Raw genomic sequence first — 23,947 nt, forward strand, 5'->3', positions numbered from 1 at the left:
CAACTCCGCCTAAACTAAAGTAACGGCAATATTTAAGCTCTTCGCACAAATACTGCGCCGCGCTTAACCCACTCATTCGGCGAGGGCTAGTCTTCATTCCGGCCCCTCGCTCCATGGTTTCAATATAGATGAGTCGGCGGCCGCCAGCCATCGTTATATTTCACCAATAAAATACTGTGGGTATTGCCGCTGAAATTACGCAGGAGCCGACTATAGTCCGGCTCTTCTTCGGGGTCTGCGCGCCGCTACCTATTGTTGCGTTTTCTTCAGCGCTTCGAGCCGGTATTGCAAAAGCCGGATCATGCGTTTGTCGAAATTTGCGGCTTCCGTACGATCGAAACGCGCCTGATCCTTGTCGTGATCTTCGATCGCCGTGGCACTGACCCGCGCGACGCTTGCCTGCATGCGCTCGCAATCCGATTCCGGCTTCAGCGCCAGGAACATCTTCTCCATGCGCCGTGCGTGGTTGCGGGCGATTTCCGCGTGCCGCTCCTCATGACGCTTGATGTCGCTCGAAAGCGTGTCCCAAACCAGAGCGAGGTCACGGCCTGCCTGACGGCGGTATTTCCAGCGCGGCAAGATGATGCGGGTGCTGAGCGTTACGCGTGCCGAGCCAACCGCACAACGGCCGCCCCGGTTCACATAGGTGATCGAACCTCCGAACTTGATGCGGGTCGCGCCCGGGTGACGCGCGCCGGTGGATTTCATCATCGGGCCGCCGGTGGAGAGTGCCTTGTCGAGTTCCGCCGCAGTCCGTCCACCAATCGTGAAATAGGAAAAGCTCTTGTTGATCACGGTTTCTCCCGACGCGGCGCTGAGGGGAGCGGCGACCAGGAGAGCGAGGAGGGCGGCTTTGAACGGGACGCGTACTCGGGACATCAATGCGTGGTTCTCTTCAGTTGAACTTCGATCAAGCTTGGGGCATAGCCACGGTCGGCGCAACAGCAAATCGAGGGCTCTCGGCCGAATGCGGATCGTGAGGGAAAATGACTTACAATCCATTTCAGAAATTTAGCTGGAAGCTGGCGCATGGGCGCAGCCTGGAACTCGGGCCGCGTGGCGTTTTGATGGCGATCGTCAATGTTACCCCGGATTCTTTTTCCGATGGCGGGCGTTTCATCGATGCTGTTGCTGCGGCAACGCAGGGCGTGCGGTGCCTGCAGGAAGGCGCGCTGATCCTCGATATCGGCGGTGAATCCACGCGGCCGGACGCCGCTATGGTCAGTGCTGAGGAGGAGCAGGCGCGTATCCTGCCGGTGATCTCGGCGCTCAGCCGCGACACCGATGCTCTCATCTCCGTCGACACCTACCGGGCGTCGACGGCCCGGCTGGCGGTCGAAGCCGGCGCTCACATCGTCAATGACGTGCACGGTCTGCAGCGCGAGCCGGATATCGCAACCGTTGCCGCGGATACCGGGGCAGGGCTCTGCATCATGCATACCGGGCGCGGCAGGCAGAAGCTCCCCGACGTGATCGACGATCAGTTCCATTTTCTCGAACGCTCTCTCGAAATCGCCAGTACGGCGGGTGTGACGCGCGATCATATCGTCCTGGACCCAGGCTTCGGCTTTGCCAAGGACACGGATGAAAACCTCGAACTCATGGCGCGCTTTGCCGAGCTGCACCGCTTCGAGCTTCCGTTCCTGGTGGGAACGTCCCGCAAGCGCTTCGTCGGGGCAGTGAGCGGACGCGAAGCGGCCGACCGGGATGTGGCAACGGCCGCGACCACCGCACTGCTGCGCGCCGCTGGAGCAGCGATTTTCCGGGTACACGATGTCGCAAACAGCAGGGATGCGCTGGCCATGGCCGATGCTATGCTCAGGGCCAGAACGGGATGAAAAGCGCACGCGGCCCTTGGCCCACATGCGACTGCCACTTACCAGAATCGATCACGCTGAACTCGGCACGCGACCGAAACCGGCGTGATCCCAGAAAAAGCCGACGGGACGGAGAAGCATGAGCCCGACTTACACCATCACTCTCAAGAATTGTGCATTCTTTGCGCGCCATGGCGTCTTCGACGAAGAAGAGCTCCTCGGGCAGCGCTTTTTCGTGGATGCCGAGCTCGAGGTCGAGCAGGGAACGGCGCTCGTCGACGATTCGATCGAGGACACCGTCCACTACGGCATCGCCTTTCAGGAGATCGAGCGTATCGTCACCGGGCGCCGGCGTTATCTGATCGAGGCGCTGGCGCTGGAAGTGGCCAAGACGCTCTGCGTGCGCTTTCCGCAGATCAAGCGCGCCAAGGTTTCGATCCGCAAGCCGAACGCGCCGGTGCCCGGCGTGCTCGACTATGTCGAAGTGACGGTCGAGCATGTCGTCTGAGGCGCGCTGGCGCGTCGCCTCTCTCGGTCTCGGCGGCAACCTCGGCGATCCGCGCAAGGCGATGGCCGAAGCGCTGCAGGCTCTCGATGCACGCGAAGACTGCGTCGTCGAGGCCGTGTCACGTCTCTACCGCACGCCACCCTGGGGCAAGACCGATCAGGCCTGGTTCTTCAATGCTTGCGCCCAGGTCAGGACAACCCTTGAGCCCGAAGCCCTGCTGGACACGTGCCTGGACATCGAGCGATCGATGAAGCGGGTCCGTGACGAGCGCTGGGGACCACGCACGCTTGATATCGACGTTCTGACGTATGAGGGCGTGGCCCAGACTGATACACGGCTGGAACTGCCGCATCCGAGAATGACGGACCGCGGTTTCGTGCTCATGCCGCTTGCCGACTTCGCTGCTGATTTGTTGGTGCGTGGACGTACGGTCGGCGACTGGTTGCGTGAGGCCGATATTGCAGGGATAGAGGTTGCCGATGGCGACATGACCTGGTGGCGTGCGGTTTCCTGAGTGATCCCGCTAACCCGACAAGACCTTCGAAAACAACAAAGCCCCGGCAAATATTGCCGGGGCTTTGTTGTTTGACCGTGCCTTGAATTTACTTGATCGAGCCGACGGCGATCGCATCGATCTGGCGATTGAGGCTGACGCCGATGACCGGGACCATCGTATCTTCGACCTTGACCGAAATGGTGATGTTCATCGTCTGGTCGTCCTGAAGCCGGGCGATCATAGCGCCGTTGAGCTTCTTGCGGTTGATGCCGACGACGACCTTGTCCTTGGCGACGTTGCCGGAAACGACATCGAGGCCCTTGCCTTCGGCGCCATCGAGAAACTTGCCGGTATAGCTGTTGCCCTTGCGGGTGATGAGTGCCGACATCGGCTGCTTGAACACGCCGACGCGGCAGAAGCCGTCGAGCTTGATGCCAGTGTCATCACCGGCCACCGATTCGCCCGAGAGATCGCAGGTGAACTTGGTGCCCTTGTACTTGCCGGCGACAATCTCGCCAGGGCCTTTCCATTGGCCGGCCACCTTCTCGAAGAAGGCCTTGTCCTTGGCGCCGGAAAGGGCTGGCGTCGCAACGCTGACGGTAGCCGCAAGCGCGAGGGCGGCGGTGCCGCGAGCGATCAAAGAGGGGCGCGAGAACATAAACGATCCTTGATGGGTCAACGTCCGAAACTGGAAGTCACATTTGCGCGGAAATGGTTAATGGAGCGTTTCTGAGGCGGCGGTATCAAGGCATCTTTGTGGCCGCGACGCCAATTATGCACAGCGCTTTTGGCCCCATCAGGCCAAGCTTCGCATCTTTTCTGCAAAGCCGCTTCAAGAGTCTGCCGGAACGAGCGCTGAAGCGGCGTGTCATGCGAATCGGTCGCCGCTTTCGCTGCCTGTGCGCCCGGCGCCCGGACTCAAGTCGGCGAGAAAATCGCCGATACCCGGGCGTTTCAAGGCGCGGAACGGCATGGGACGGCAAAGGTCCATGGCCGCGATGCCGATGCGCGCCGTCATCAGGCCGTTGATCACGCCTTCACCAAGACGCGCGGAGAGCTTCGAGGCGAGGCCGTGGCCAAGCACCTGCTGGATGAGGCTATCGCCGGCGGCAATCGAGCCGGTGACGGCAAGATGGGCGATGACATCGCGCATCAGCCTCAGCAAACCAAGCGTGCCGGGGCGGCCGCCGTAGAGTTCGGCCATGGCGCGGATCAGGCGAGCGGATTCGTAAAGCACATAGCCGAGGTCGACCAAGGCACGCGGGCTGACCGCGGTGACGATCGAGACGCGCTTCGAGGCAGCCAGGATGAGACGACGGGCTTCGCGGTCTAGCGGGCTCAGGAGTTCGCGTTCGGTGAGCTCGATCAGATGCGGGCCATCGATGATCTCTCCCTCGGTCTCCTTCAGTCGCGTGCGGCCGCGTGCCGTTCGCGGATTGCCGGCCAGCAGATGCACGAGCTTCGTCTGTGCCGAGCCCGCGAGCTTGGTGTTGCCTGAGGTCGCTGCGGTCTCCGTTTCCGCTTTCAGCTTCTGGATGGCCGTGAGTTGCATCATGCCCGAGAATTCGCGGGCAACGACGATCAGCAGCGCCAGCAGTCCGATCGCCACGACGGCAAGGGCGGTGTAGCCGAGCCAATCGGCGCGACTGAAGAGATCTCGCAACAGGCGATCGACCCAAAGGCCAGCAGCCAGCGACAGGATGATGCCGAAAGCGCCAACCGCGATCTTGCCGACCGAGAGGCGTCGCTTGCGCGGGCTTGCCTCCGGCAGGGCGAGTGCCTCGACCGAAAGCGTCGTCTCGCGGAACGGATCTTCCGTATCGGGCGTCAGCACGACGTTGTCGCCGAAGCTCGCGGGCGACCGCGGCGCGCGCGGTTGAGGTGCGGGCTGGGTCACCTTCTCATCGCCAACCGAAAAGGCGCCCGGTCGGCGGCTGCGGCCATTGCTATCGTCACTCATGCCAGCCGGTCTCCAAACAGGAATTGCATGGCCCGGTCGAGGCGGATATGCGGCACCGACAACTTGAGGCCACCGCCGGTTTCTTCGAGATGCGGCGGACGGAAGCGCACAAAGCTGAGCTCCGGCATCGGGTGGGCGGCCTCGACGAAGGTCGTTCCGCCCGACTGCATCTCGATCGCCTTGAAAAGTACTTCAGGATCCTCCGGCAAGTCTCCGGGAAATATTGCAGTTTTCTTCTCGCCGTCAAAGATTTCGCCATTGATCTTTTCGCCGGAGATCGGTGTGCCGACGATGACGGGCAGCGCGTGGCCATCGTGATTGACGGTCGCTTCCCGGGTTGCCCTGACCGAGGCGAGCGCCATGACCTCCAGGCCCGCGCCGCTCATGCCGATGCTCTCGGCGGCGCGATCGACCAGGCGTGCGGCGATGCGCTCCAGCCGGTCGTGGCTTTCGTGATGAAGATGATCCGCCTTGGTTGCGGCGATCAGCACCTTGTCGATTCGTCGCGTGAGAAAAGACGAGATCCAGCTGTTGGTTCCGGGGCGGAAGCAGGCAAGCACGTCGGCCAGTGCCTGCTCGAGATCAAGCAGCGCCTCCGGGCCGTTGTTGATCGCCTGCAGCGCGTCGACCAGCACGATCTGGCGATCGAGGCGGGCAAAGTGCTCGCGGAAGAACGGGCTGACGACGTGCTTCTTGTAGGCCTCATAGCGCCGTTCCATCATCGCCCAGAGAGAACCTTTCGGTGCGCGGCCATCAGGAAGATCGGGCAGCGGCGAAAAAGTGAGGGCCGGCGACCCCTCGAGATCGCCCGGCATCAGGAAGCGGCCAGGCGGCAGGGTCGAGGGAGAGCGTTCGTCTGCCTTGCAGGCCTTCAGATAGGCCGTGAAACTCTCGGCAAGCCTGCGGGCGCTCGCCTCGTCGGCAACCGCGGTCGGGCCGGCGGAAGCGGCCAGCGTCAGCCAATCCGCTGAAAAGGTGCTGCGGCTTGCGGCGCGGGCGCGTGTCACGGCATTGTTGCTGAACGCGCGGAAATCCTGTGCCAGCAGCGGCAGGTCGAGCAACCATTCGCCTGGGTAGTCGACGATGTCTAGCGACAGACGACCCGGTGAGAACAGTCGATTCCAGCCGCTGGCGCTCTCATAGTCGAGCGTGATGCGCAGTTGTGAAATGGCGCGGGTCGAATCCGGCCAGATGCGATCGCGCACCAGAGCGGCGATGTGATCCTCGTACTGGAAGCGCGGCACAGCGTCATCCGGTTGAGGTTCAAGCCTGACCTTCGAGACCCGCCCCGAACGCACCGGCTCGAACACGGGCAGGCGTCCGCCGTTCAGCAGATTGTGCACCAGCGACGAGATGAAAACGGTCTTGCCGGCGCGCGACAGGCCGGTGACACCGAGGCGGATGGAGGGGTTGACGAGGCCGGAGGCTCGATCGGTCAGATTGTCGAGCGCGATCAGGGCGTCGTCTTTGAAGCTGGTCAGGTTGGGCGCCAAATCTTGCTCTTTCTTGCGGCGTATTTCCATAAGGCGTTCTGCTGACGTCGTCCGGCAAGAACTGTCGCACGCAGGCAGCCACCGCGATATAGGCAATATTTCCCCGGCCGCAACGACGGCCCGGCAATTCTTCTATTGGCCGGGCAGCAGGATCGAGACCAATGTCGCGAATTCGGCACGATCGTTCGGCGCAACGGCAGGCAGGTCGAGGATCGAAAGCCCCGCCGGCGGATACCCATAGGGAAAGGCCTCACGCGCGGCGTCGTCTCCGATCAGCTGGTGAAGCAATTGCTCGATCATCGGGTTGTGCCCGACCAGCATCAGCGAGTTCAGATCCCGATGCGCATCTATGAGATCGAAGTAGACTGTCGTCGGCCCCGAATAGAGTGCGTCGATGTAGCGGATGTCGAGATCTTCGCTGACGGTACGAAAGAACGGCTCGGCGGTTTCGCGGCAACGCACGGCGGTTGAACAGAGGATGCGCTCGGGATGGATGCCACGGTCGGCAGCCGTCTGCGCCAACCGTTCCGCATCGATGTAGCCAACGTCGTCCAGTGCGCGATCAAAGTCGCGCTGCCCCGGCAACGCCCAGCCGGAACGCGCGTGCCGCAGAAGGTAGAGGCGGAGGGCCTTGGGGGCGCTGTCTTGCATCGTGCGGTTTCCGGTGCCTGCCTGTCGCCTCTGGCGCCAGGGTCGAATGTCGTTGTCGGGCCACAGCTTGCGCATCGCCCGACAGATCCCCACCTTTTCCCGCAGGAAAGGCAAAGATCAAGCTGCCGGCCGCTTTTTTCAGGGGATCGGCAAGCTGCTGCGCTTTGCCGCGGTCGCGATCAGGCGATCCAATGACGCAAACACATCAGCGTCACTTTTGAGCGAGAACTGCCGGACGCTGCGGTACGCACAAGCAGGTATTCAAGTTCGAATGTGTAATTTTGATGAAATATTCGTCAGTTAGCCTGAATCGCGAGCAATATTAAAATACGGTTGAGTGTCTCTTCCGAGGCTTGAATCAAGGCTTCCATAGGTCTATACACCGCCGCAATGAGATGTTCTTCAGGAGAATCGCGTTGAGTGAGAAGATCGATCTTAGTACCTTCGTCCTTTCCGAGGACGATGAATTCATGAATGCCAACCACCGGGCGTATTTCCGGGCCAAGTTGAACGCTTGGAAAAATGACATCCTTCGCGAGGCACGCGAGACACTGGATCACTTGGCAGAGGAGAGCGCCAATCATCCGGATCTCGCAGACAGAGCTTCTTCCGAAACTGATCGGGCAATCGAGCTCAGAGCCCGGGACCGCCAGCGCAAGCTGATCTCCAAGATCGATGCGGCGCTGCAACGGCTCGACGAAGGCACTTACGGCTATTGCGAAGAGACCGGCGAGCCGATCGGCCTGAAGCGGCTGGACGCCCGTCCGATCGCAACCCTGTCGATCGAGGCGCAGGAGCGGCACGAGCGTCGGGAAAAGGTCTACCGGGACGAATAGGATATCCGACTTTCGGAACTGTCTGAAAAAAGGCGCGGGTCAAACCGCGCCTTTTTCTTTGGTTCAGATGCTGATCAAGAGTGGCTCTTTTCGTGCGATGGGCAACGACGTCACCCGCTAGCGGGGAAGCTACGGCTTCCGGCCGGCCGAGATGTCGGCCAGCATGCGGTTCATTTCTTCTTCGATGGTTGGTTCCTTGCGACCGCCTTCGGCGCCGGGGGCGCCAAGCGTGGGCTCCTGCCGACCGGATGGCGCAAGTGAGCGGCTCTCCGGCGCCACCATGCCCGCCGTGGAGGTAACCGTGCCTGGGCCGGCTATGCCGGGGCCAAGGCGCTGCAGGTCGCCGGTGATCTCTGCATCAAGCAGGCGCTCGAAGTCCGTCAAGCCGGCCGCCGGCTGGGGCTGCTGCTGGATGGCGGGGGCCGGGCGCTGCAACTGCACGGGCTGGACCGGGATCGGCGGTGCCTGGACTTGCTGAACCACCGGAGCGGGCCTGTTTACCGCGACGTCGAAGTTTGCCTGAGGCGTAGAAGCGGTCGCAACGGCCGGGATCTCCGCGGCCTGCTGCACCGGCGGACGGACAAGCGGACGCTGTTCGGCCGCAAGCATGGGCGCTGCGGCCGGGCGTTGCTCGGCGACGACACGCTGCGGCGCGACCGGCTCGACACGGGCGACCGGCTGTTCTTCCGGCCGGGCAACGGGGCGGACCGGCGTGATGGCTGCGACGGTTTCAGGTTCAAGCGCCGGTGCGGCCTGCTGCGGAAGCTCCCGTGTTGCCGGCCGGCTTTCCACTGCCAGCGGCTCTGCAGCCTTGCGCTCGGCGACAGAGGCGCGCTCCGCGGGCGCACCGATCCGGCTTTCGATGACGATATCCGTGGGACCGCCGATCATGATCAGATGTTCGACATCGTCTCGGCGCACAAGGACGAGCCGGCGACGGGTATCGACGGCGGCGGCATCGAGCACGGCAAGCCGCGGCTGGCGGTTCTTGCCACCGCGAATGAAGGGCGAGGAGGGGCGATTGCGCATGACCCAGAGTACGATCACGAGGCAGAGAAGTCCGATCGCGACGGCTGCGGCGGCGATGACGAACCGGCTGCCATTGTCTGCGATGATCGTTTCCATCATAGGCTGAACTCCTTCTGCCTTTCGAGTGGCAGTATTTGACGGCTTTTTTCGGGCTCGGACAAGGACTTCGCCGACATTCCCTGTGAATTGGCTGCAATGCTTCCGCCGAGGTGCTTTTTGCTGTTATCTCTGATTGTTAAAGATGATTCTTGTCCGGATGATCGAGGGCGGGTCGGGATTGGCCGATTTCGCCCGGCGGATCGAGCGGATGCCGGCCGGAAGGGCTGGGCCGCGCCACCGCGCGGCGCCGGCCGCATAAGAGGACCAGATGACGAAATTGCGGCAGTCAGGCGACTACCAGATGCCGGTTATTGACCGTGGCGTCAGGCCGGGCACCGTGCTGCGGATCGTTCTGCTCGCGATCGTCCTTACCGTTTCGGCCATCGCCTTCGTGCTCTTCAAGAACGAGATGGATAACGAGATCGTTCTCGGCATCCTCGGCGTTCTTGCCATGGTCGGCATCTTCTTTCTCGTTTCCTCCGTCATCGGCTTCATCGAGGTCATGCCGCAGTCGCGGCCCGACGAGCTGGCGCGCGCCTTTCTCGATGCGCATGAGGACGGCACCATCGTCACCGACCGCAAAGGCCGGATCATCTATGCCAATGCCGCCTATGGCGCGCTGACGGGTGCAAAGAGCGCCGCCGGCATCCAGTCGCTCGAGACCATCCTGTCGCGCAATCGCGAGGCGACGGAAGCGATCTACCGGCTGACCAACGGGCTGCACGAGGGCAAGCAGGGGCATGAGGAATTCCGACTGCTGAAGCCGCTGGCGACCAGCACCTCCAGTGGCTCCGGTGCCCACTGGTTTCGCTTGAAGGCGCGGGTGCTGCCGCTTGAAGACAGCGAGCGCAACCCGCTCTATCTCTGGCAGATTGCCGACATCACGGCGGAACGCGACGACCAGGAGCGCTTCTTCAAGGAATTGCAGAACGCCATCGACTATCTCGACCACGCCCCGGCCGGATTCTTCTCCGCCGGGCGCAAGGGCGAGATCTTCTACATCAACGCCACGCTCGCCGACTGGCTCGGCATCGACCTAACCAAGTTCCAGCCGGGCTCGATCAGCATCGGCGACCTGGTGGCGGGCGAGGGGCTGACGCTCGTCCAGGCGGTTCAGGCAGAGCCTGGCCTGAAGAAGACCAAGATGCTGGATCTCGATCTGCGCAAGATGAACGGCCAGAGCCTGCCGGTGCGCATGATCCACCGCGTCTCCTCGACCCGTGACGGGGCACCCGGCGAAAGCCGAACCATCGTCATGTCGCGCGAAGGCAGCGAGGACAACGATCAATCGGCATCGAGCGCGGCGATGCGCTTTACCCGCTTCTTCAACAATACGCCGATGGCAATTGCCTCGGTCGACGGCAACGGCCGGATTCTGCGCACTAACGCGCCATTCCTGAAGCTCTTCTCCGGTCTCGTCTCGCAGGACGACGTCGAGCGCGGCGCGTTGATCGAGGCCGTGATGCACGAAACCGAAAAAGGGCGCCTGCACGAGGCGCTGGCCGCGGCCAAGGACCGGCAGGGCGATATCGCGCCGATCGATGCGCTGCATCCGACGGATATCGAACGCCATTTCCGCTTCTATATCAACGCCGTGATCGACCAGAGCGATCAGTCGCCTGAGGAAGCGGCGATCATCTATGCGCTTGAAATCACCGAGCAGAAAGCGCTCGAGAACCAGATGGCGCAGACCCAGAAGATGAACGCCGTGGGCACGCTCGCCGGTGGCATCGCACACGACTTCAACAACGTGCTGACGGCGATCCTGCTTTCGTCTGACCATCTGCTTCTGTCGGCCCGTCCGGCAGACCCCAGCTTTGCCGACCTGATGGAGATCAAGCGCAACGCCAACCGCGCTGCGGTTCTCGTACGGCAGCTGCTCGCCTTCTCGCGCAAGCAGACGATGCGGCCGACGGTGCTCAACATGACGGACGTGATCGGCGACCTGCGCATGCTGGTCGACCGCATGACCGGAACCAACGTCAAGGTCGAGGTGGACTATGGCCGAGATCTCTGGCCGGTCAGGACCGATCTCGGCCAGTTCGAGCAGGTGTTGCTGAACCTGGCGGTCAACGCCCGCGACGCAATGCCTGAAGGCGGCACTATCACACTTCGCACGCGCAACCTGCCCGCAGCAGAGGTTGCAGCCTTCGGGCGCCGCGAGTTGCCGGACGACGATTTCGTGATGGTCGAGGTCGCCGACCAGGGAACCGGCATTCCGCCGGAGATCCTCGACAAGATTTTCGAGCCGTTCTTCACCACCAAGGAAGTCGGCAAGGGTACCGGCCTCGGCCTGTCGATGGTCTATGGCATCGTCAAGCAGTCGGGTGGCTACATCTATCCGGAATCGGAGGTCGGCAAGGGCACGACCTTCCGTATCCTCTTGCCGCGTCACATCGAGGTGCCGGTAGCGGTCGAAGAGCCTTCGCAGACTGCGTCTGCCGCGGCAGAGACCGCACCTGCGCCGGTGGCACAGGCGGTTGCAGCACCGGTGGCGAAGGCCGAAGAGCCGGCCGATCTCACCGGGGATTCGGCTGTCGTCCTGCTCGTGGAAGACGAGGAGGCGGTGCGCCGTGGCGGCAAGCGCATGCTCGAAACGCGCGGCTACACCGTCTACGAGGCGGGATCCGGCGTCGAGGCGCTGGACATCATGGACGAGCTCGACGGCGCGGTCGATATCGTCGTTTCGGACGTGGTCATGCCGGAGATGGACGGACCGACGCTTCTGACAGAGCTTCGCAAGAAATACCCGGACCTGAAGTTCATTTTCGTTTCGGGCTATGCGGAGGATGCCTTTGCCCGCAACCTGCCGGCCGACGCGAAGTTCGGCTTCCTGCCGAAGCCATTCTCGCTGAAGCAACTGGCCGTCTCCGTGCGCGAGATGCTCGATTCCTAAATCGACGCCATTGATCCAAGGGCCGGAAGCGGCCCAGATCGAGGCTCAGGTGCTGCCAAACAGGCGTTCAGAACTAATCGTGCTTGTGCCTTGACCAGGGCTCGCCAATACGCGGTGCGCGTTGCCGACCTGCCCAGAGGAAGATCGCGATCTCGTCAATGTCGGGGTGGATATCCACGACATCAGACATCGCGACGTTGGTTCCCCGTCCAGGAACGCACGAATGATCGTCAGCATAGTGTGTGACGACGAGAATGGGACGACCAGCGACGACCGAGCGGCAGGCAATGCAGGCAGCGTTCGGTGCTAGATCAAACTTCCAGCGCATACTCAACCTTCGCAAATGCAAAAGCCCGGCACTTGCGTCCCGGGCCTTTCCGTTTTTCCGTGGTCTTGCGGAGTGATTTACTGCGCGTTCAACGCGACCGCGATTTCGCCGGCGAGGCGGGCATTGTTCTCGACCAGCGCGATGTTGGTCTCGAGGCTGCGGCCCTCGGTCATGTGGAAGAGGTTGTCGAGCAGGTAAGGCGTAACGGCCTTGCCGGTGATCTCGTCGCTCTCGGCATTGTCGAGTGCGCGGGCGATGTAGATTTCCATCTCCTCACGCGGGATTTCGCTTTCTTCCGGAACCGGATTGGCGACCAGCATGCCGCCGTCGACGCCGAGCAGTTCGCGCATGTTCTGGAAGTTGGCGATCGCTGCCGGGCTGTTCAGCATCAGCGGGCTCTTGAGGCCACTGTCGCGCGACCAGAAGGCCGGGAAGACTTCGCTGTCATAGGTGACGACGGGTACGCCGCGGGTTTCGAGCACTTCGAGCGTCTTCGGAATGTCGAGGATTGCCTTGGCGCCGGCGCAAACGACGATGACACCCGTACGGGCAAGTTCGTCGAGGTCGGCCGAAATGTCGAAGCTGAGTTCGGCGCCGCGATGCACGCCACCGATACCGCCGGTCGCGAAGACCCGGATGCCGGCGCGGGCGGCGGCAATCATTGTCGCGGCAACGGTGGTCGCGCCGGTGCGGCGTTCGGCAATCGCGAAGGCGAGGTCGGCGCGCGAGACCTTCATCGCACCTTCCGTCTTTGCCAGCTCTTCCAGCTTGGCGTCTTCAAGGCCGATATGCAGCACGCCATGGATGACGGCGATCGTTGCCGGCACGGCACCCTGTTCGCGGATGATCGCTTCGACGCTGCGGGCCATGTTCAGGTTGCCCGGATAGGGCATGCCATGGGTGATGATGGTCGATTCCAGCGCCACGATCGGCGCGCCACGCGCCTTGGCGGCTGCGACCTCGTTCGAATATTCCATCGGCAGGGAGGGAGAAGCGGGTTTGGTCATGGTCTTTCCTTGGGAGTTCTGCTGGCAATTGTCATGACAGCATTTGGGGAGCGGGCACAAGGGCCAGCGCCTGTTCGAGATTGGTCGCGGACATCTCTTCGGATGCGGCCAAGGGAGAGCGCAATGTGATTCCGGCGGCTGCGATGCCGTGCCGCAGGCATTCGTCGATGCCGCGACCCGCGAGCCGGGCGGAAAGGAATCCGGAAGCGAGTGCGTCGCCGGCGCCGGTGACGTCGGCAAGTGCCGGCAGGGCCGGCGGAACGGCGACGCAGACGCGCTCACCATCGAAGGCGACAACCGCACGACCACCGCGTGTCACCACGCCACCCTTTAGGCCTGCGCTTCGCAGCAGCGACGGCCATTCTTCCGCCTCGGCTGCGTCCTTGCCGGTCAGCGCTCGCGCCTCGGATTCGTTCATGAACAGGAACGACAGATATGAAAGGCACGAACGATAGCGGATGACCTTGGCGGGCGAAACCGCAATGCCGGCGACAAGGCGCCCGGTATCGGCAGCCGATTGCACCAGCGCGGCAATCGTTTCTTCCGGCAGGTTGGCATCCGTCAGCACGAGTTTGCTCGTGGCGACGACTTCGCGCAGAGCCCGCCGCTGCAGCTGCCGGGGAGAGAACAGCCGGTAGAGCTCCATGTCAGCGAGCGCGATGACCAGATTGCCGTCGTTCTCGAGGATCGCCGTGTAGCTCGGCGTCTGACGGTCGAGAAAGGTGAGGGGACTGTCGATGACGCCGGCGGCGGCCGCCGCTGCCGTCACCATCTCGCCAGCCGCATCGCCGCCACGCGTGCTGATCATGCGCACGCTGTGACCGAGGCGCGAAAGGTTGCGGGCCGCATTGAAGCCACCACCGCCGGCCTCTTCGAACCAGGTGCCGGGATTGCTGGACCCCGGTGCCGTCGTTCCCGATATGCGGCCGCGCCTGTCGATGTGCGCACCGCCGAAAACGGCGATTTCAGCTTCCGTCATGAATGTTCCTCTGCTTGGCCGTTCGGCCGAAATATCTGTTGGCTATCTGCAATGGCCGATGGCCGAATTCCAAGTACCTGATGCGCCTGACGTCTTCGTCGGCGGCGAATCGGCAAAGCCTTGCCGGGCAGGTTCRAAGGGGTATCCCTCGTCTTCGAGAACCCTTGGTTTCAATCCATGAACATGAACGGAACGAAACCAAAATATCGGTTGTTTTTCAATGTATTGTCCTGCTCTTGCAAATACGGAACAAAACATGTACAAAAACTCCTGCGGCGGCTTCATTGCCTCGGTAGCTTCAATAACCTAAAGGTGGACCAAATGGCACAAAACTCTTTGCGGCTCGTAGAGGACAAATCGGTGGATAAAAGCAAGGCACTTGAAGCGGCACTTTCCCAGATCGAACGTTCGTTCGGTAAGGGATCGATCATGAAGCTCGGTGGGAAGGACAGCATCATTGAGATCGAGACGGTTTCGACCGGCTCTCTCAGCCTCGACATCGCGCTCGGCATTGGCGGCCTGCCGAAGGGCCGTATCGTTGAAATTTACGGCCCGGAAAGCTCGGGTAAGACGACGCTGGCGCTGCAGACCGTCGCCGAAGCACAGAAGAAGGGCGGCATCTGCGCCTTCGTCGACGCCGAACACGCGCTCGATCCGGTCTATGCCCGCAAGCTCGGCGTCGATCTTGAAAACCTCCTGATCTCGCAGCCCGATACCGGCGAGCAGGCGCTTGAGATCACCGACACGCTGGTACGCTCCGGCGCGATCGACGTTCTCGTCGTCGACTCCGTTGCAGCGCTCGTGCCGCGCGCTGAAATCGAAGGCGAAATGGGCGACAGCTTGCCGGGCATGCAGGCCCGTCTGATGAGCCAGGCGCTGCGCAAGCTGACCGCATCGATCTCCAAGTCGAATTGCATGGTCATCTTCATCAACCAGATCCGCATGAAGATCGGCGTCATGTTCGGTTCGCCGGAAACCACCACCGGCGGCAATGCGCTGAAGTTCTACGCATCCGTGCGTCTCGACATCCGCCGCATCGGCTCGGTCAAGGAGCGCGAAGAGGTCGTCGGCAACCAGACCCGCGTCAAGGTCGTCAAGAACAAGATGGCACCGCCCTTCAAGCAGGTTGAATTCGACATCATGTATGGCGAAGGCGTATCGAAGACCGGCGAACTCGTCGACCTCGGCGTCAAGGCCGGCATCGTCGAGAAGTCCGGCGCCTGGTTCTCCTACAATAGCCAGCGCCTGGGGCAGGGCCGCGAGAACGCCAAGACGTTCCTGCGCGACAACCCGGATCTCGCACGCGAGATCGAGACGGCGCTGCGCCAGAACGCTGGCCTGATCGCCGACCGGTTCCTCGAGAATGGCGGTCCGGAAGCTGACGACGGCGACGACGCCCCCGAAGCATAAGCGGCCGAGGTCCGCAGAAGCTACCAACGAAACCGGTCGTCCCATTGGCGACCGGTTTTTTGCTGCCGTCTGGACAGTATGATACGTGAACGATAAAAGCCTTTGGTTCCGGCGACCGAGGGCGTTGGAGGGCGCGGCCATCATGGGTGGCTGCGGGGTTCAAGGACAACGGTTGATGGCGCGGCGATGGCCGCTGCCGGCCGGATTTGATGCTTAAGAATAGGACGCAAGATGAGCGGCGTGAATGAAATCCGGTCGACCTTTCTCGACTATTTCCGCAGAAACGGTCACGAGGTCGTGTCGTCGAGCCCGTTGGTGCCGCGCAACGACCCGACATTGATGTTTACCAATGCCGGTATGGTGCAGTTCAAGAACGTCTTCACCGGCCTGGAGCAGCGTCCCTATTCGACGGCCGTCACGGCGCAGAAATGCGTGCGTGCCGGCGGCAAGCACAACGACCTCGACAATGTCGGCTACACCGCGCGTCACCACACCTTCTTCGAGATGCTCGGCAACTTCTCCTTCGGCGACTACTTCAAGGCGAACGCTATCGAGCTTGCCTGGAACCTGATCACCAAGGAATACGGCCTCGACGCCAAGCGCCTGCTGGTCACGGTCTACCACACCGATGACGAAGCCTTCGACCTCTGGAAGAAGATCGCCGGCTTCTCCGATGACCGCATTATCCGCATTCCGACCAGCGACAACTTCTGGGCCATGGGCGATACCGGACCGTGCGGCCCGTGCTCGGAAATCTTCTACGACCATGGCGACAAGATCTGGGGCGGACCACCCGGTTCGGCCGACGAGGATGGTGATCGCTTCATCGAGATCTGGAACCTCGTCTTCATGCAGTACGAGCAGGTCACCAAGGAAGAGCGGGTCAACCTGCCGCGTCCGTCGATCGACACCGGCATGGGCCTCGAGCGTCTGGCAGCCGTGCTGCAGGGCGAACACGACAACTACGACATCGATCTCTTCCGCGCCCTGATCGCCGCGTCCGAAGAGGCAACTGGCGTCAAGGCCGAAGGCGACCGTCGCGCGAGCCACCGCGTCATCGCCGACCATCTGCGCTCCTCCGCTTTCCTGATTGCAGACGGCGTTCTGCCGTCGAACGAAGGCCGCGGCTACGTTCTGCGCCGCATCATGCGCCGCGCCATGCGCCACGCCCAGTTGCTTGGCGCGCAGGACCCGTTGATGTGGAAGCTGCTGCCGGCTCTCGTCGGCCAGATGGGCCGCGCCTATCCGGAGCTGGTGCGCGCCGAGGCGCTGATCTCCGAAACGCTGAAGCTCGAAGAAACCCGCTTCCGCAAGACGCTGGAGCGCGGCCTCAACCTGCTCTCCGACGCTTCTGCCGATCTTTCCGAAGGCGACCAGTTCAACGGCGAGACCGCGTTCAAGCTTTACGATACCTATGGCTTCCCGCTCGACCTGACCCAGGACGCGCTGCGCGCCAAGGGCATCACCGTCGACACCGATGCCTTCTCGGCCGCCATGGCGCGCCAGAAGGCGGAGGCCCGTGCCAATTGGGCCGGCTCCGGCGAGGCGGCAACCGAAACGATCTGGTTCGAGCTCAAGGAGAAGCACGGTGCCACCGATTTCCTCGGCTATGACACCGAGACCGCCGAAGGCGTGATCCAGGCGATCGTGCGCGATGGCGCCGTCGTTGCTTCAGCTGCCAAGGGCGACACCGTCCAGGTGGTGCTCAACCAGACGCCGTTCTACGGCGAATCGGGCGGCCAGATGGGCGATACCGGCACGATCACCACCGAAGGCGGCAAGCTCACCGTGACGGATACGCAGAAGCGCGGCGAGGGGCTCTTCGTCCACTTCGCGACTGTTGCCGAAGGCACGGTCAAGACGGGGGACGCTGCCCAGCTTGATGTCGATCACGCGCGCCGCTCGCGCCTTCGCGCCAACCACTCGGCAACCCACCTCTTGCACGAGGCGCTTCGCGAAGTACTCGGCACCCATGTGGCCCAGAAGGGCTCGCTGGTGGCGCCGGAGCGCCTGCGCTTCGACGTGTCGCATCCGAAGCCGATGACGGCGGAAGAGCTGAAGATCGTCGAAGAAATGGCCAATGAAATCATCGTGCAGAACACGCCGGTGACCACGCGCCTGATGAGCGTCGATGACGCGATCGCCGAAGGCGCAATGGCGCTCTTTGGCGAAAAATACGGCGACGAAGTGCGCGTTGTCTCGATGGGTCGTGGCGTTCACGGCTCGAAGGCCAACCGTCCTTATTCCGTCGAACTCTGCGGCGGCACCCACGTATCAGCCACCGGTGACATCGGTCTCGTCCGCGTCGTCTCGGAAAGTGCCGTCGGCGCTGGCGTCCGGCGCGTCGAAGCCCTGACCGGCGAAGCGGCGCGCGCCTATCTCAACGAGCAGGACGAGCGCGTGAAGACGCTCGCCAGCACGCTGAAGGTTCAGCCGGCCGACGTGCTCGGCCGCGTCGAAGCGCTGCTCGACGAACGCCGCAAGCTCGAGCGCGAACTGACCGAAGCCAAGAAGAAGCTGGCGCTCGGCGGTGGCGGCGAGGCAGGTTCCGCCGATGCCGCCCGCGAAATCGCCGGCGTCCGTTTCCTCGGCAAGGTCGTTTCGGGCGTCGAGCCCAAGGATCTGAAGAGCCTCGCCGATGACGGCAAAAAGAGCCTCGGCTCCGGCGTCGTCGCCTTTGTCGGCGTCTCCGGCGACGGCAAAGCCAGTGCGGTCGTCGCCGTCACCGATGACCTGACTTCGAAGCTCAGCGCCGTCGACCTCGTTCGCGTCGCATCCGCCGCACTCGGCGGCAAGGGCGGCGGCGGACGCCCGGACATGGCCCAGGCCGGCGGCCCGGATGGCGAGAAGGCAGCCGAAGCGATCGAAGCGGTCGCCGTCGCGCTCGCCGGATAATTGGTAGGAAAGAGTTATAGAAAGAGCCACTGCCGCATTTTGAAGTACTGCATGTTTCCTTAAGTCGGAAACTATTTAGGGAAGCATGCAGCAACTGAAATGAGGCGCGCTATCCGCTGTGGCACTCCAGCATTAAGCGTTGCCACGGGAATCTGCAGGAAGGTTCGGTTCAGTTTGGCAGTTTTGTCGCGAAGGTAGATTTCTACGACATTGCCTTTCGCAACAATGCGATGACCTGCCTCACTGAGGGGCCTTTGATCGGCGGTGGTTTGGCGCGTTCACAAAACTCGCGCCAAACGAACAGAGTGAGCTCTGCGCCATCCGTTGCTGTTTCGCCCGGTCCTTCCGCAAAGCTTTCCAGCGCACGATACCGATCGTCGCACCAGAACAGCTCTTCCACCCAGTCGTATATTGGAATGATATGGAAGTGGATTGGATAACCGGGAGTGTGCCCATACCTGCTGATATATACTCGCTGGGCGTTCAGTTCTCTTTTTAGCGCTCTTTGAGCCAGCGACAGCAACGGACCAAGCTCGGTTAAAGCAATTTCGGTTAGATCGGAAAGATCGTTGGCGTAGCCCTTAGAGCCGACCATAAGATAGCCGGGCAGAGCCGAGTTCATCCGGTGATTAACAAGCCATCCGTTTGTCTCGGCAACATGAAACTGCTGAGGGATTTGCAAGCTTCTGCCTCCGTTATAGCTGCCGCAAAAACTACAGAGCTATCCGCGACGACGAAACCTATTTATCAATTTCATTCTTGATCGAATAGGTTAAGTCGCATCAACGGTCGCCGTGGGGATCGGCGCGCGATCTCTGAAAATCCAAGGGCGGTGAAGACCGAGGCAATACCGACGAAACCTTCTCCCCACATCAAAGGCTTCTCGGAGTCGATGGGACAAGCATCGACGGCCACCGCGTGGTTCGCTTTCGCAAATTCAAGGGCGGCGCCGGCAAGCTGCCGCATGAGACCCTGACGGCGGTAGCCTGTGCGCATAAAAAAGCAGGTGGGGTAAACTCTCGAAAGATCAGGTTCATTCGCTTTTTGTAGAGGCCGCGACGCTTTCGCGTCATGAAAACGCGCGGAATCCGACCGTGGGCCGACAGCACACCAACCGATCGCTTTTCCGTCGCTATAAGCGAGCAGTCCGGGTGGCGGTCCGGCCACTACAATTGCGCAGAAAGTCTCTTTCCGGGCAGCCTTGTCCGTGGCCTTATAGTCTGCGCCCTTGATGCGCAGCCACATGCACCAGCATCCTGAATTGGCGCCGCGCTCCGGGCCGAAAAGGTCTTCGAGATCGGCCCAGCGATCGGCCGTCAATGGGTGGATATCGAACGTATCAGGCATTCCACCTCTCAAGATTTCAATCGGCGGTGTGGCCAACAGTACTGGCACCTATGTGTCAGTCGGAATGCAGGCTACCACGAGAACCGCCGGCTGCGCGCCAGACAACTCCGCAGGATTTGTCAAATTGATCTATGGTCTACCGATCCGTGAGCAAAGCGTGAAAGGGTAGACATGGAAGAGCGGGTGACGTGGGCAACCTATGAACGGCGTCTGCACAGGGTCAGCGACTACATCTACGGCCATCTTGACGGCGATCTCGACCTCGATCGTCTCTCCGAGATTGCCTGTATGTCGCCGCACCATTGGCACCGTATTTACCGTGCTGTCCATGGCGAGACGCTGGCCGGAACGGTGAAGCGGCTGCGGCTGCAGCGGGCCGCTGCCGATCTCGCCCAATCCGATCTTCCTGTCGAAGCGATCGCGCAGCGCTCTGGCTATCCCAATCTGCAATCCTTCAATCGCACCTTCAAGGGAGCCTACGGGCTGCCGCCGGGGCGCTATCGGAGAGAGGGAAGCCATGTCGCCTTTGAAACCGCGTCAACGGAAGGAATCCCTGACATGTATGAAGTCACCCTCAAGGACGTCGACGTCTTCGATCTCGTCGGCGTCGCCCATAGCGGCTCCTATATGGAGATCGGACGCGCATTCGAAACGCTCTACGGCACCCTGTTCTCACGACAGCTGTTCCGACCGGAGATGGAGATGATTGGCATCTATCTCGACGATCCCGAACTGGTGCCGACCGACAAGCTGCGTTCCTTCGCCTGCGTCAGCGCACGCGAACAGATGCCAACGGACGCTCCGTTGACAGCTCAGCACCTCGACGGCGGCCGCTACGCCGTGCTGCGCCACAAGGGCCCCTATGCGGATATGCCGAAGGCCTACCAATGGCTCTACGGCACCTGGCTGCCGCAGTCCGGCCGTGAGATCCGCGACAGCCTGATGTTCGAGAAGTACCTCAACAATCCCCGCGAGGTCGCGCCGACCGAACTCTTGAGCGAGATCTACCTGCCGTTGAAATGACGGGTATGGGTTCGCCGCGTCGCAATTGACGAATCAGCGGCCGGGCGGCAGTTTTGGTTCGGCGTGGCCTGCGCCGAACCTCCAAAGATCGTCCCCAGCACGATCCTTTCACGGAGGCAAAGGGACTTCTGTCTCGGGTCGCAAACCTGGCCCCACCGTTTCGGGTCCGGTTGCTGGGGAACTTGCCCGAGACGCGAAAGGCCCGTCATGACTGAAAGCCGGAATTTCAAACGCCGCGTGCGTGCCCGTGCCGCCAAGACCGGTGAATCCTACACCACAGCACTCATGCATCTTCGCGATGCTTCGGTGGAAGACACACCGCCGCAATCAAAGGCGTTGCGCCTGGCCGTGGTTCAATCCGGCTATTTCGATGATCCGCGAGACGCCGCAGCGCTTCGCCTTGCCGGCGAAGAGATCCGGCACCTGATGCGGGCGGCACATCGGGCAGGAGCGCGTGTGGTGCATTTCCCGGAGGGAGCGACGTGCTTTCCGAACAAGCGTATCATGTCCGCTATCGGTCCCCGCGACATCGGCCCATCCGATTGGCGCCGGTTCGATTGGGCGGTTCTGCGCGCGGAGCTTGATGCCACCCGATCATTGGCACGGGACCTCGGCCTATGGACGGTGCTCGGATCTGTACACCCGCTCACCGAACCGCACCGCCCGCATAACAGCCTGTATGTGATTTCGGACAAGGGAGAGGTCGCGACGCGCTACGACGAACGCATGCTGTCGAACACCAAGATCTCGTTCATGTACACGCCCGGATCGATCCCGCTGACATTCGACGTTGACGGTGTCCGCTTCGGCTGCACGCTTGGTATCGAGTGCCACTTTCCCGAGCTCTTCCTCGAGTACGAGCGCCTGAATGTCGATTGCGTCCTGTTCTCGACCACTGGCGGCGCGCAACCGAACGATCTTGCTTTCGCAGCTGAGGTGCAGGGGCATGCGTCCAGCAATTGCTACTGGGCAAGTTTTGCCGTTCTCGCACAGCCGGGCCTCGCCGCTGCCTCGGGTATCATTGCTCCCGACGGCCAGTGGGCGGCGCGATGCACCGGAGATGGCCCTTCAATTGTCGTGGCCGATATCGGCAACGATCCCGGCGATCCCGCCCGACCCTGGCGTCGACAGGCGCGAGGCGGGATCTACGATCCGCATATCGTCAGCGACGACCCGCGAAGCAAAAGGCGCGATATGTTCTAGGCGTAGACAGCACCTCAGCCGAAGCGACCGAGCCTAGTGTGAAGCAGCCTGCGGCGAGGCCTTCCGCAGGGCTGCCGCCATGCGCGTGGAATCGCCCCAGGTCGAAAGCCAGATCAGGACGGTGGTGGCAAGGGAGATGACGGCGCGCAGGGCGTCAGCGAGCCGGTCTTCGCTCGAAAGCTGCGCCTCGGCGTGATCGAGATGAGCCAACTCTTCCTCGCGGATCGACAGGATGAGAGCGTGAAGGTCGGAATCCTTGCCCGCAAGAAAATGTAGCTGATCATCAAGGTGACGGTGCACGGCAGCTTCCACGGCTGCCGTGCAAGCCCATATGCCGCGGCGGCCGAAAAGCGCGCTCAGGAAGCCAAGCAACCAACCGCCCAAACTCCAGAACGGCATGATGCGGCAGGGGCGGGATCTTCGCGCGGGCATCGCCGCGCGAAACAGCGCGCAGTGCTCGATCTCGTGACCAAGCATTTCCGAGAGCATCGGCACGCAATCCCTGTAGAACCGACGAGCGACGGCAATCTGGGCACTATAAATGCGGATCGCGCCGAATTCCCCGGCGTGATTGACCCTGACGATGCGAGCGATCGTCAGGGCGTTGCGCGGGGAAATCGGCGCGATCATTTTTCAAGCTCTTTCGAGCCTATCAGGCGGCCATGGCCTTCTGCAGGTTCTCGTCGATCTTGTCGAGGAAGCCGGTGGTCGAGAGCCACGGCTGATCGGGGCCGATGAGGAGCGCGAGGTCCTTGGTCATGAAGCCGGCTTCGACGGTGTCGACGCAAACCTTTTCGAGCGTTTCGGAGAAGCGGGCGAGTTCAGCATTGCCGTCGAGCTTGGCACGGTGGGCGAGGCCACGGGTCCAGGCGAAGATCGAGGCGATCGAGTTGGTCGAGGTTTCCTCGCCCTTCTGGTGCTGGCGGTAGTGGCGGGTAACCGTGCCGTGGGCGGCTTCGGCTTCGACCGTCTTGCCATCCGGCGTCATCAGGACCGAGGTCATCAGGCCGAGCGAACCGAAGCCCTGGGCAACGATGTCCGACTGCACGTCGCCGTCGTAGTTCTTGCACGCCCAGACGTAGCCGCCGGACCACTTCAGCGCGGAAGCGACCATGTCGTCGATCAGGCGGTGTTCGTACCAGATCTTCAGTTCCTTGAACTTGTCGGCGAATTCGGCGTCGAAGACCTGCTGGAAGATGTCCTTGAAGCGGCCGTCATAGACCTTGAGGATGGTGTTCTTGGTCGACAGGTACACCGGAACCTTGCGCTGGATACCGTAGTTGAACGAGGCGCGCGCGAATTCGGTGATCGAATCGTCCAGGTTGTACATGCCCATGGCAACGCCGGCCGACGGTGCGTCGAAGACGTCGTATTCGATTTCCTTGCCGTCTTCGCCGACGAACTTCATCGTCAGCTTGCCCTTGCCCGGGAACTTGAAGTCGGTGGCGCGGTACTGGTCGCCGAAGGCGTGACGGCCGACGATGATCGGCTTGGTCCAGCCCGGAACCAGGCGCGGAACGTTCTTGCAGATGATCGGCTCGCGGAAGATGACGCCACCGAGGATGTTGCGGATCGTGCCGTTCGGCGACTTCCACATCTTCTTCAGCTTGAATTCCTCGACGCGGGCTTCATCCGGCGTGATCGTGGCGCACTTGACGCCGACGCCGTGCTTCTTGATCGCGTTGGCAGCGTCGATCGTGACCTGGTCTTCGGTCGCATCGCGGTTTTCGACGCTGAGGTCGTAATATTCCAGATCGACGTCGAGGTAGGGATGGATCAGCTTGTCCTTGATGAACTGCCAGATGATGCGGGTCATCTCATCGCCGTCGAGTTCGACGACCGGATTGGCGACCTTGATCTTTGCCATGAATATGCCTCGTAGTTTAAGCGGGACAGCGGGAGCGACGTCCCTTCCTCTCTGAAAAATCCTGTGCCCTATAGCACTCAGAACCGGCAAGGCAAAGCATGCT

General features: G+C 61.9%; 21 protein-coding genes. 9 read left to right on the plus strand and 12 right to left on the minus strand.

Annotated features, from left to right (window positions below; all coding sequences use genetic code 11):
- Positions 1-249: 249 nt before the first annotated feature.
- A complete protein-coding gene (locus AB4Z53_RS13960) occupies positions 250-879 on the minus strand; it encodes a DUF922 domain-containing Zn-dependent protease (protein WP_113540070.1) in 630 nt (209 codons plus the stop codon).
- A 107-nt stretch (positions 880-986) separates the two neighbouring features.
- Between AB4Z53_RS13960 and folP the strand changes: the two genes are divergently transcribed.
- From folP to folK, 3 genes are all read left to right on the plus strand, one after another.
- Positions 987-1,838 carry a dihydropteroate synthase gene (gene folP / locus AB4Z53_RS13965; RefSeq protein WP_113540069.1) on the plus strand — a complete coding sequence of 284 codons (852 nt, stop codon included), beginning with the start codon at positions 987-989 and terminating at the stop codon, positions 1,836-1,838.
- Between the two features lie 118 nt (positions 1,839-1,956).
- Positions 1,957-2,325, plus strand: coding sequence for a dihydroneopterin aldolase (folB, locus tag AB4Z53_RS13970; protein ID WP_057248908.1), 369 nt, complete (start codon positions 1,957-1,959; stop codon positions 2,323-2,325).
- Complete coding sequence (gene folK / locus AB4Z53_RS13975; RefSeq protein ID WP_441596351.1) at positions 2,315-2,839, plus strand: 2-amino-4-hydroxy-6-hydroxymethyldihydropteridine diphosphokinase; 525 nt, start codon at positions 2,315-2,317, stop codon at positions 2,837-2,839. Before folB ends, folK begins: the two co-directional genes overlap by 11 nt.
- Positions 2,840-2,927: 88 nt before the next feature.
- Here folK and AB4Z53_RS13980 read toward each other — a convergent pair whose 3' ends face one another.
- From AB4Z53_RS13980 to AB4Z53_RS13995, 4 genes are all read right to left on the minus strand, one after another.
- The gene (locus AB4Z53_RS13980; protein WP_113540067.1) at positions 2,928-3,479 is read right to left on the minus strand and encodes a hypothetical protein; all 552 of its coding nucleotides are present in this window, start codon (positions 3,477-3,479) and stop codon (positions 2,928-2,930) included.
- A 210-nt stretch (positions 3,480-3,689) separates the two neighbouring features.
- Positions 3,690-4,781, minus strand: coding sequence for a YcjF family protein (locus AB4Z53_RS13985; RefSeq protein ID WP_441596352.1), 1,092 nt, complete (start codon positions 4,779-4,781; stop codon positions 3,690-3,692).
- The gene (locus AB4Z53_RS13990) at positions 4,778-6,274 is read right to left on the minus strand and encodes a YcjX family protein (RefSeq protein ID WP_441596353.1); all 1,497 of its coding nucleotides are present in this window, start codon (positions 6,272-6,274) and stop codon (positions 4,778-4,780) included. The genes AB4Z53_RS13985 and AB4Z53_RS13990 overlap by 4 nt, the downstream gene beginning before the upstream one ends.
- A 132-nt stretch (positions 6,275-6,406) precedes the next feature.
- Positions 6,407-6,925 (minus strand): SixA phosphatase family protein, encoded by a 519-nt coding sequence (locus tag AB4Z53_RS13995; protein WP_441596354.1) that lies wholly within the window; start codon positions 6,923-6,925, stop codon positions 6,407-6,409.
- Positions 6,926-7,341: 416 nt separating this feature from the next.
- Between AB4Z53_RS13995 and dksA the strand changes: the two genes are divergently transcribed.
- Positions 7,342-7,761: an RNA polymerase-binding protein DksA gene (gene dksA / locus AB4Z53_RS14000; protein WP_034794589.1), complete on the plus strand. Its 420-nt coding sequence runs from the start codon at positions 7,342-7,344 to the stop codon at positions 7,759-7,761.
- Positions 7,762-7,890: 129 nt separating this feature from the next.
- Here dksA and AB4Z53_RS14005 read toward each other — a convergent pair whose 3' ends face one another.
- Positions 7,891-8,889 carry a flagellar biosynthetic protein FliO gene (locus tag AB4Z53_RS14005; RefSeq protein ID WP_441596355.1) on the minus strand — a complete coding sequence of 333 codons (999 nt, stop codon included), beginning with the start codon at positions 8,887-8,889 and terminating at the stop codon, positions 7,891-7,893.
- Positions 8,890-9,157: 268 nt separating this feature from the next.
- On the opposite strand from AB4Z53_RS14005, the gene cckA reads away from it, so the two are divergent.
- Positions 9,158-11,785, plus strand: coding sequence for a cell cycle histidine kinase CckA (cckA, locus tag AB4Z53_RS14010; protein ID WP_441596356.1), 2,628 nt, complete (start codon positions 9,158-9,160; stop codon positions 11,783-11,785).
- Between the two features lie 405 nt (positions 11,786-12,190).
- Here the strand turns inward: cckA and AB4Z53_RS14015 are convergent, their stop codons facing one another.
- A complete protein-coding gene (locus AB4Z53_RS14015) occupies positions 12,191-13,120 on the minus strand; it encodes a pseudouridine-5'-phosphate glycosidase (RefSeq protein ID WP_441596357.1) in 930 nt (309 codons plus the stop codon).
- A 31-nt stretch (positions 13,121-13,151) separates the two neighbouring features.
- Positions 13,152-14,099 carry a carbohydrate kinase family protein gene (locus AB4Z53_RS14020; protein WP_441596358.1) on the minus strand — a complete coding sequence of 316 codons (948 nt, stop codon included), beginning with the start codon at positions 14,097-14,099 and terminating at the stop codon, positions 13,152-13,154.
- Positions 14,100-14,420: 321 nt separating this feature from the next.
- Here AB4Z53_RS14020 and recA point away from each other — a divergent pair, with 321 nt between their 5' ends.
- Both recA and alaS read left to right on the plus strand, forming a co-directional pair.
- Positions 14,421-15,509, plus strand: a complete 1,089-nt coding sequence (recA, locus tag AB4Z53_RS14025) for a recombinase RecA (RefSeq protein WP_113540060.1) — start codon at positions 14,421-14,423, stop codon at positions 15,507-15,509.
- A gap of 231 nt (positions 15,510-15,740) precedes the next feature.
- Positions 15,741-18,404, plus strand: a complete 2,664-nt coding sequence (alaS, locus tag AB4Z53_RS14030; protein WP_441596359.1) for an alanine--tRNA ligase — start codon at positions 15,741-15,743, stop codon at positions 18,402-18,404.
- A gap of 202 nt (positions 18,405-18,606) precedes the next feature.
- Here the strand turns inward: alaS and AB4Z53_RS14035 are convergent, their stop codons facing one another.
- Positions 18,607-19,086 (minus strand): HIT family protein, encoded by a 480-nt coding sequence (locus AB4Z53_RS14035; RefSeq protein WP_441596360.1) that lies wholly within the window; start codon positions 19,084-19,086, stop codon positions 18,607-18,609.
- Between the two features lie 71 nt (positions 19,087-19,157).
- Positions 19,158-19,751, minus strand: a complete 594-nt coding sequence (locus AB4Z53_RS14040; protein WP_441596361.1) for a GNAT family N-acetyltransferase — start codon at positions 19,749-19,751, stop codon at positions 19,158-19,160.
- A 171-nt stretch (positions 19,752-19,922) separates the two neighbouring features.
- Here AB4Z53_RS14040 and AB4Z53_RS14045 point away from each other — a divergent pair, with 171 nt between their 5' ends.
- Positions 19,923-20,774, plus strand: coding sequence for an AraC family transcriptional regulator (locus tag AB4Z53_RS14045; RefSeq protein WP_441596362.1), 852 nt, complete (start codon positions 19,923-19,925; stop codon positions 20,772-20,774).
- Between the two features lie 207 nt (positions 20,775-20,981).
- Positions 20,982-21,977: a nitrilase-related carbon-nitrogen hydrolase gene (locus tag AB4Z53_RS14050; protein WP_441596363.1), complete on the plus strand. Its 996-nt coding sequence runs from the start codon at positions 20,982-20,984 to the stop codon at positions 21,975-21,977.
- Positions 21,978-22,010: 33 nt separating this feature from the next.
- On the opposite strand, the gene AB4Z53_RS14055 is transcribed toward AB4Z53_RS14050, so the two are convergent.
- Positions 22,011-22,607 carry a demethoxyubiquinone hydroxylase family protein gene (locus AB4Z53_RS14055; protein WP_291161815.1) on the minus strand — a complete coding sequence of 199 codons (597 nt, stop codon included), beginning with the start codon at positions 22,605-22,607 and terminating at the stop codon, positions 22,011-22,013.
- A gap of 22 nt (positions 22,608-22,629) precedes the next feature.
- Positions 22,630-23,844 (minus strand): NADP-dependent isocitrate dehydrogenase, encoded by a 1,215-nt coding sequence (locus tag AB4Z53_RS14060; protein ID WP_291161818.1) that lies wholly within the window; start codon positions 23,842-23,844, stop codon positions 22,630-22,632.
- Between the last annotated feature and the right edge of the window lie 103 nt (positions 23,845-23,947).

Origin of the sequence: Ensifer sp. 2TAB8 (genome assembly GCF_052115125.1) — a bacterium.
Lineage (GTDB): Bacteria > Pseudomonadota > Alphaproteobacteria > Rhizobiales > Rhizobiaceae > Ensifer.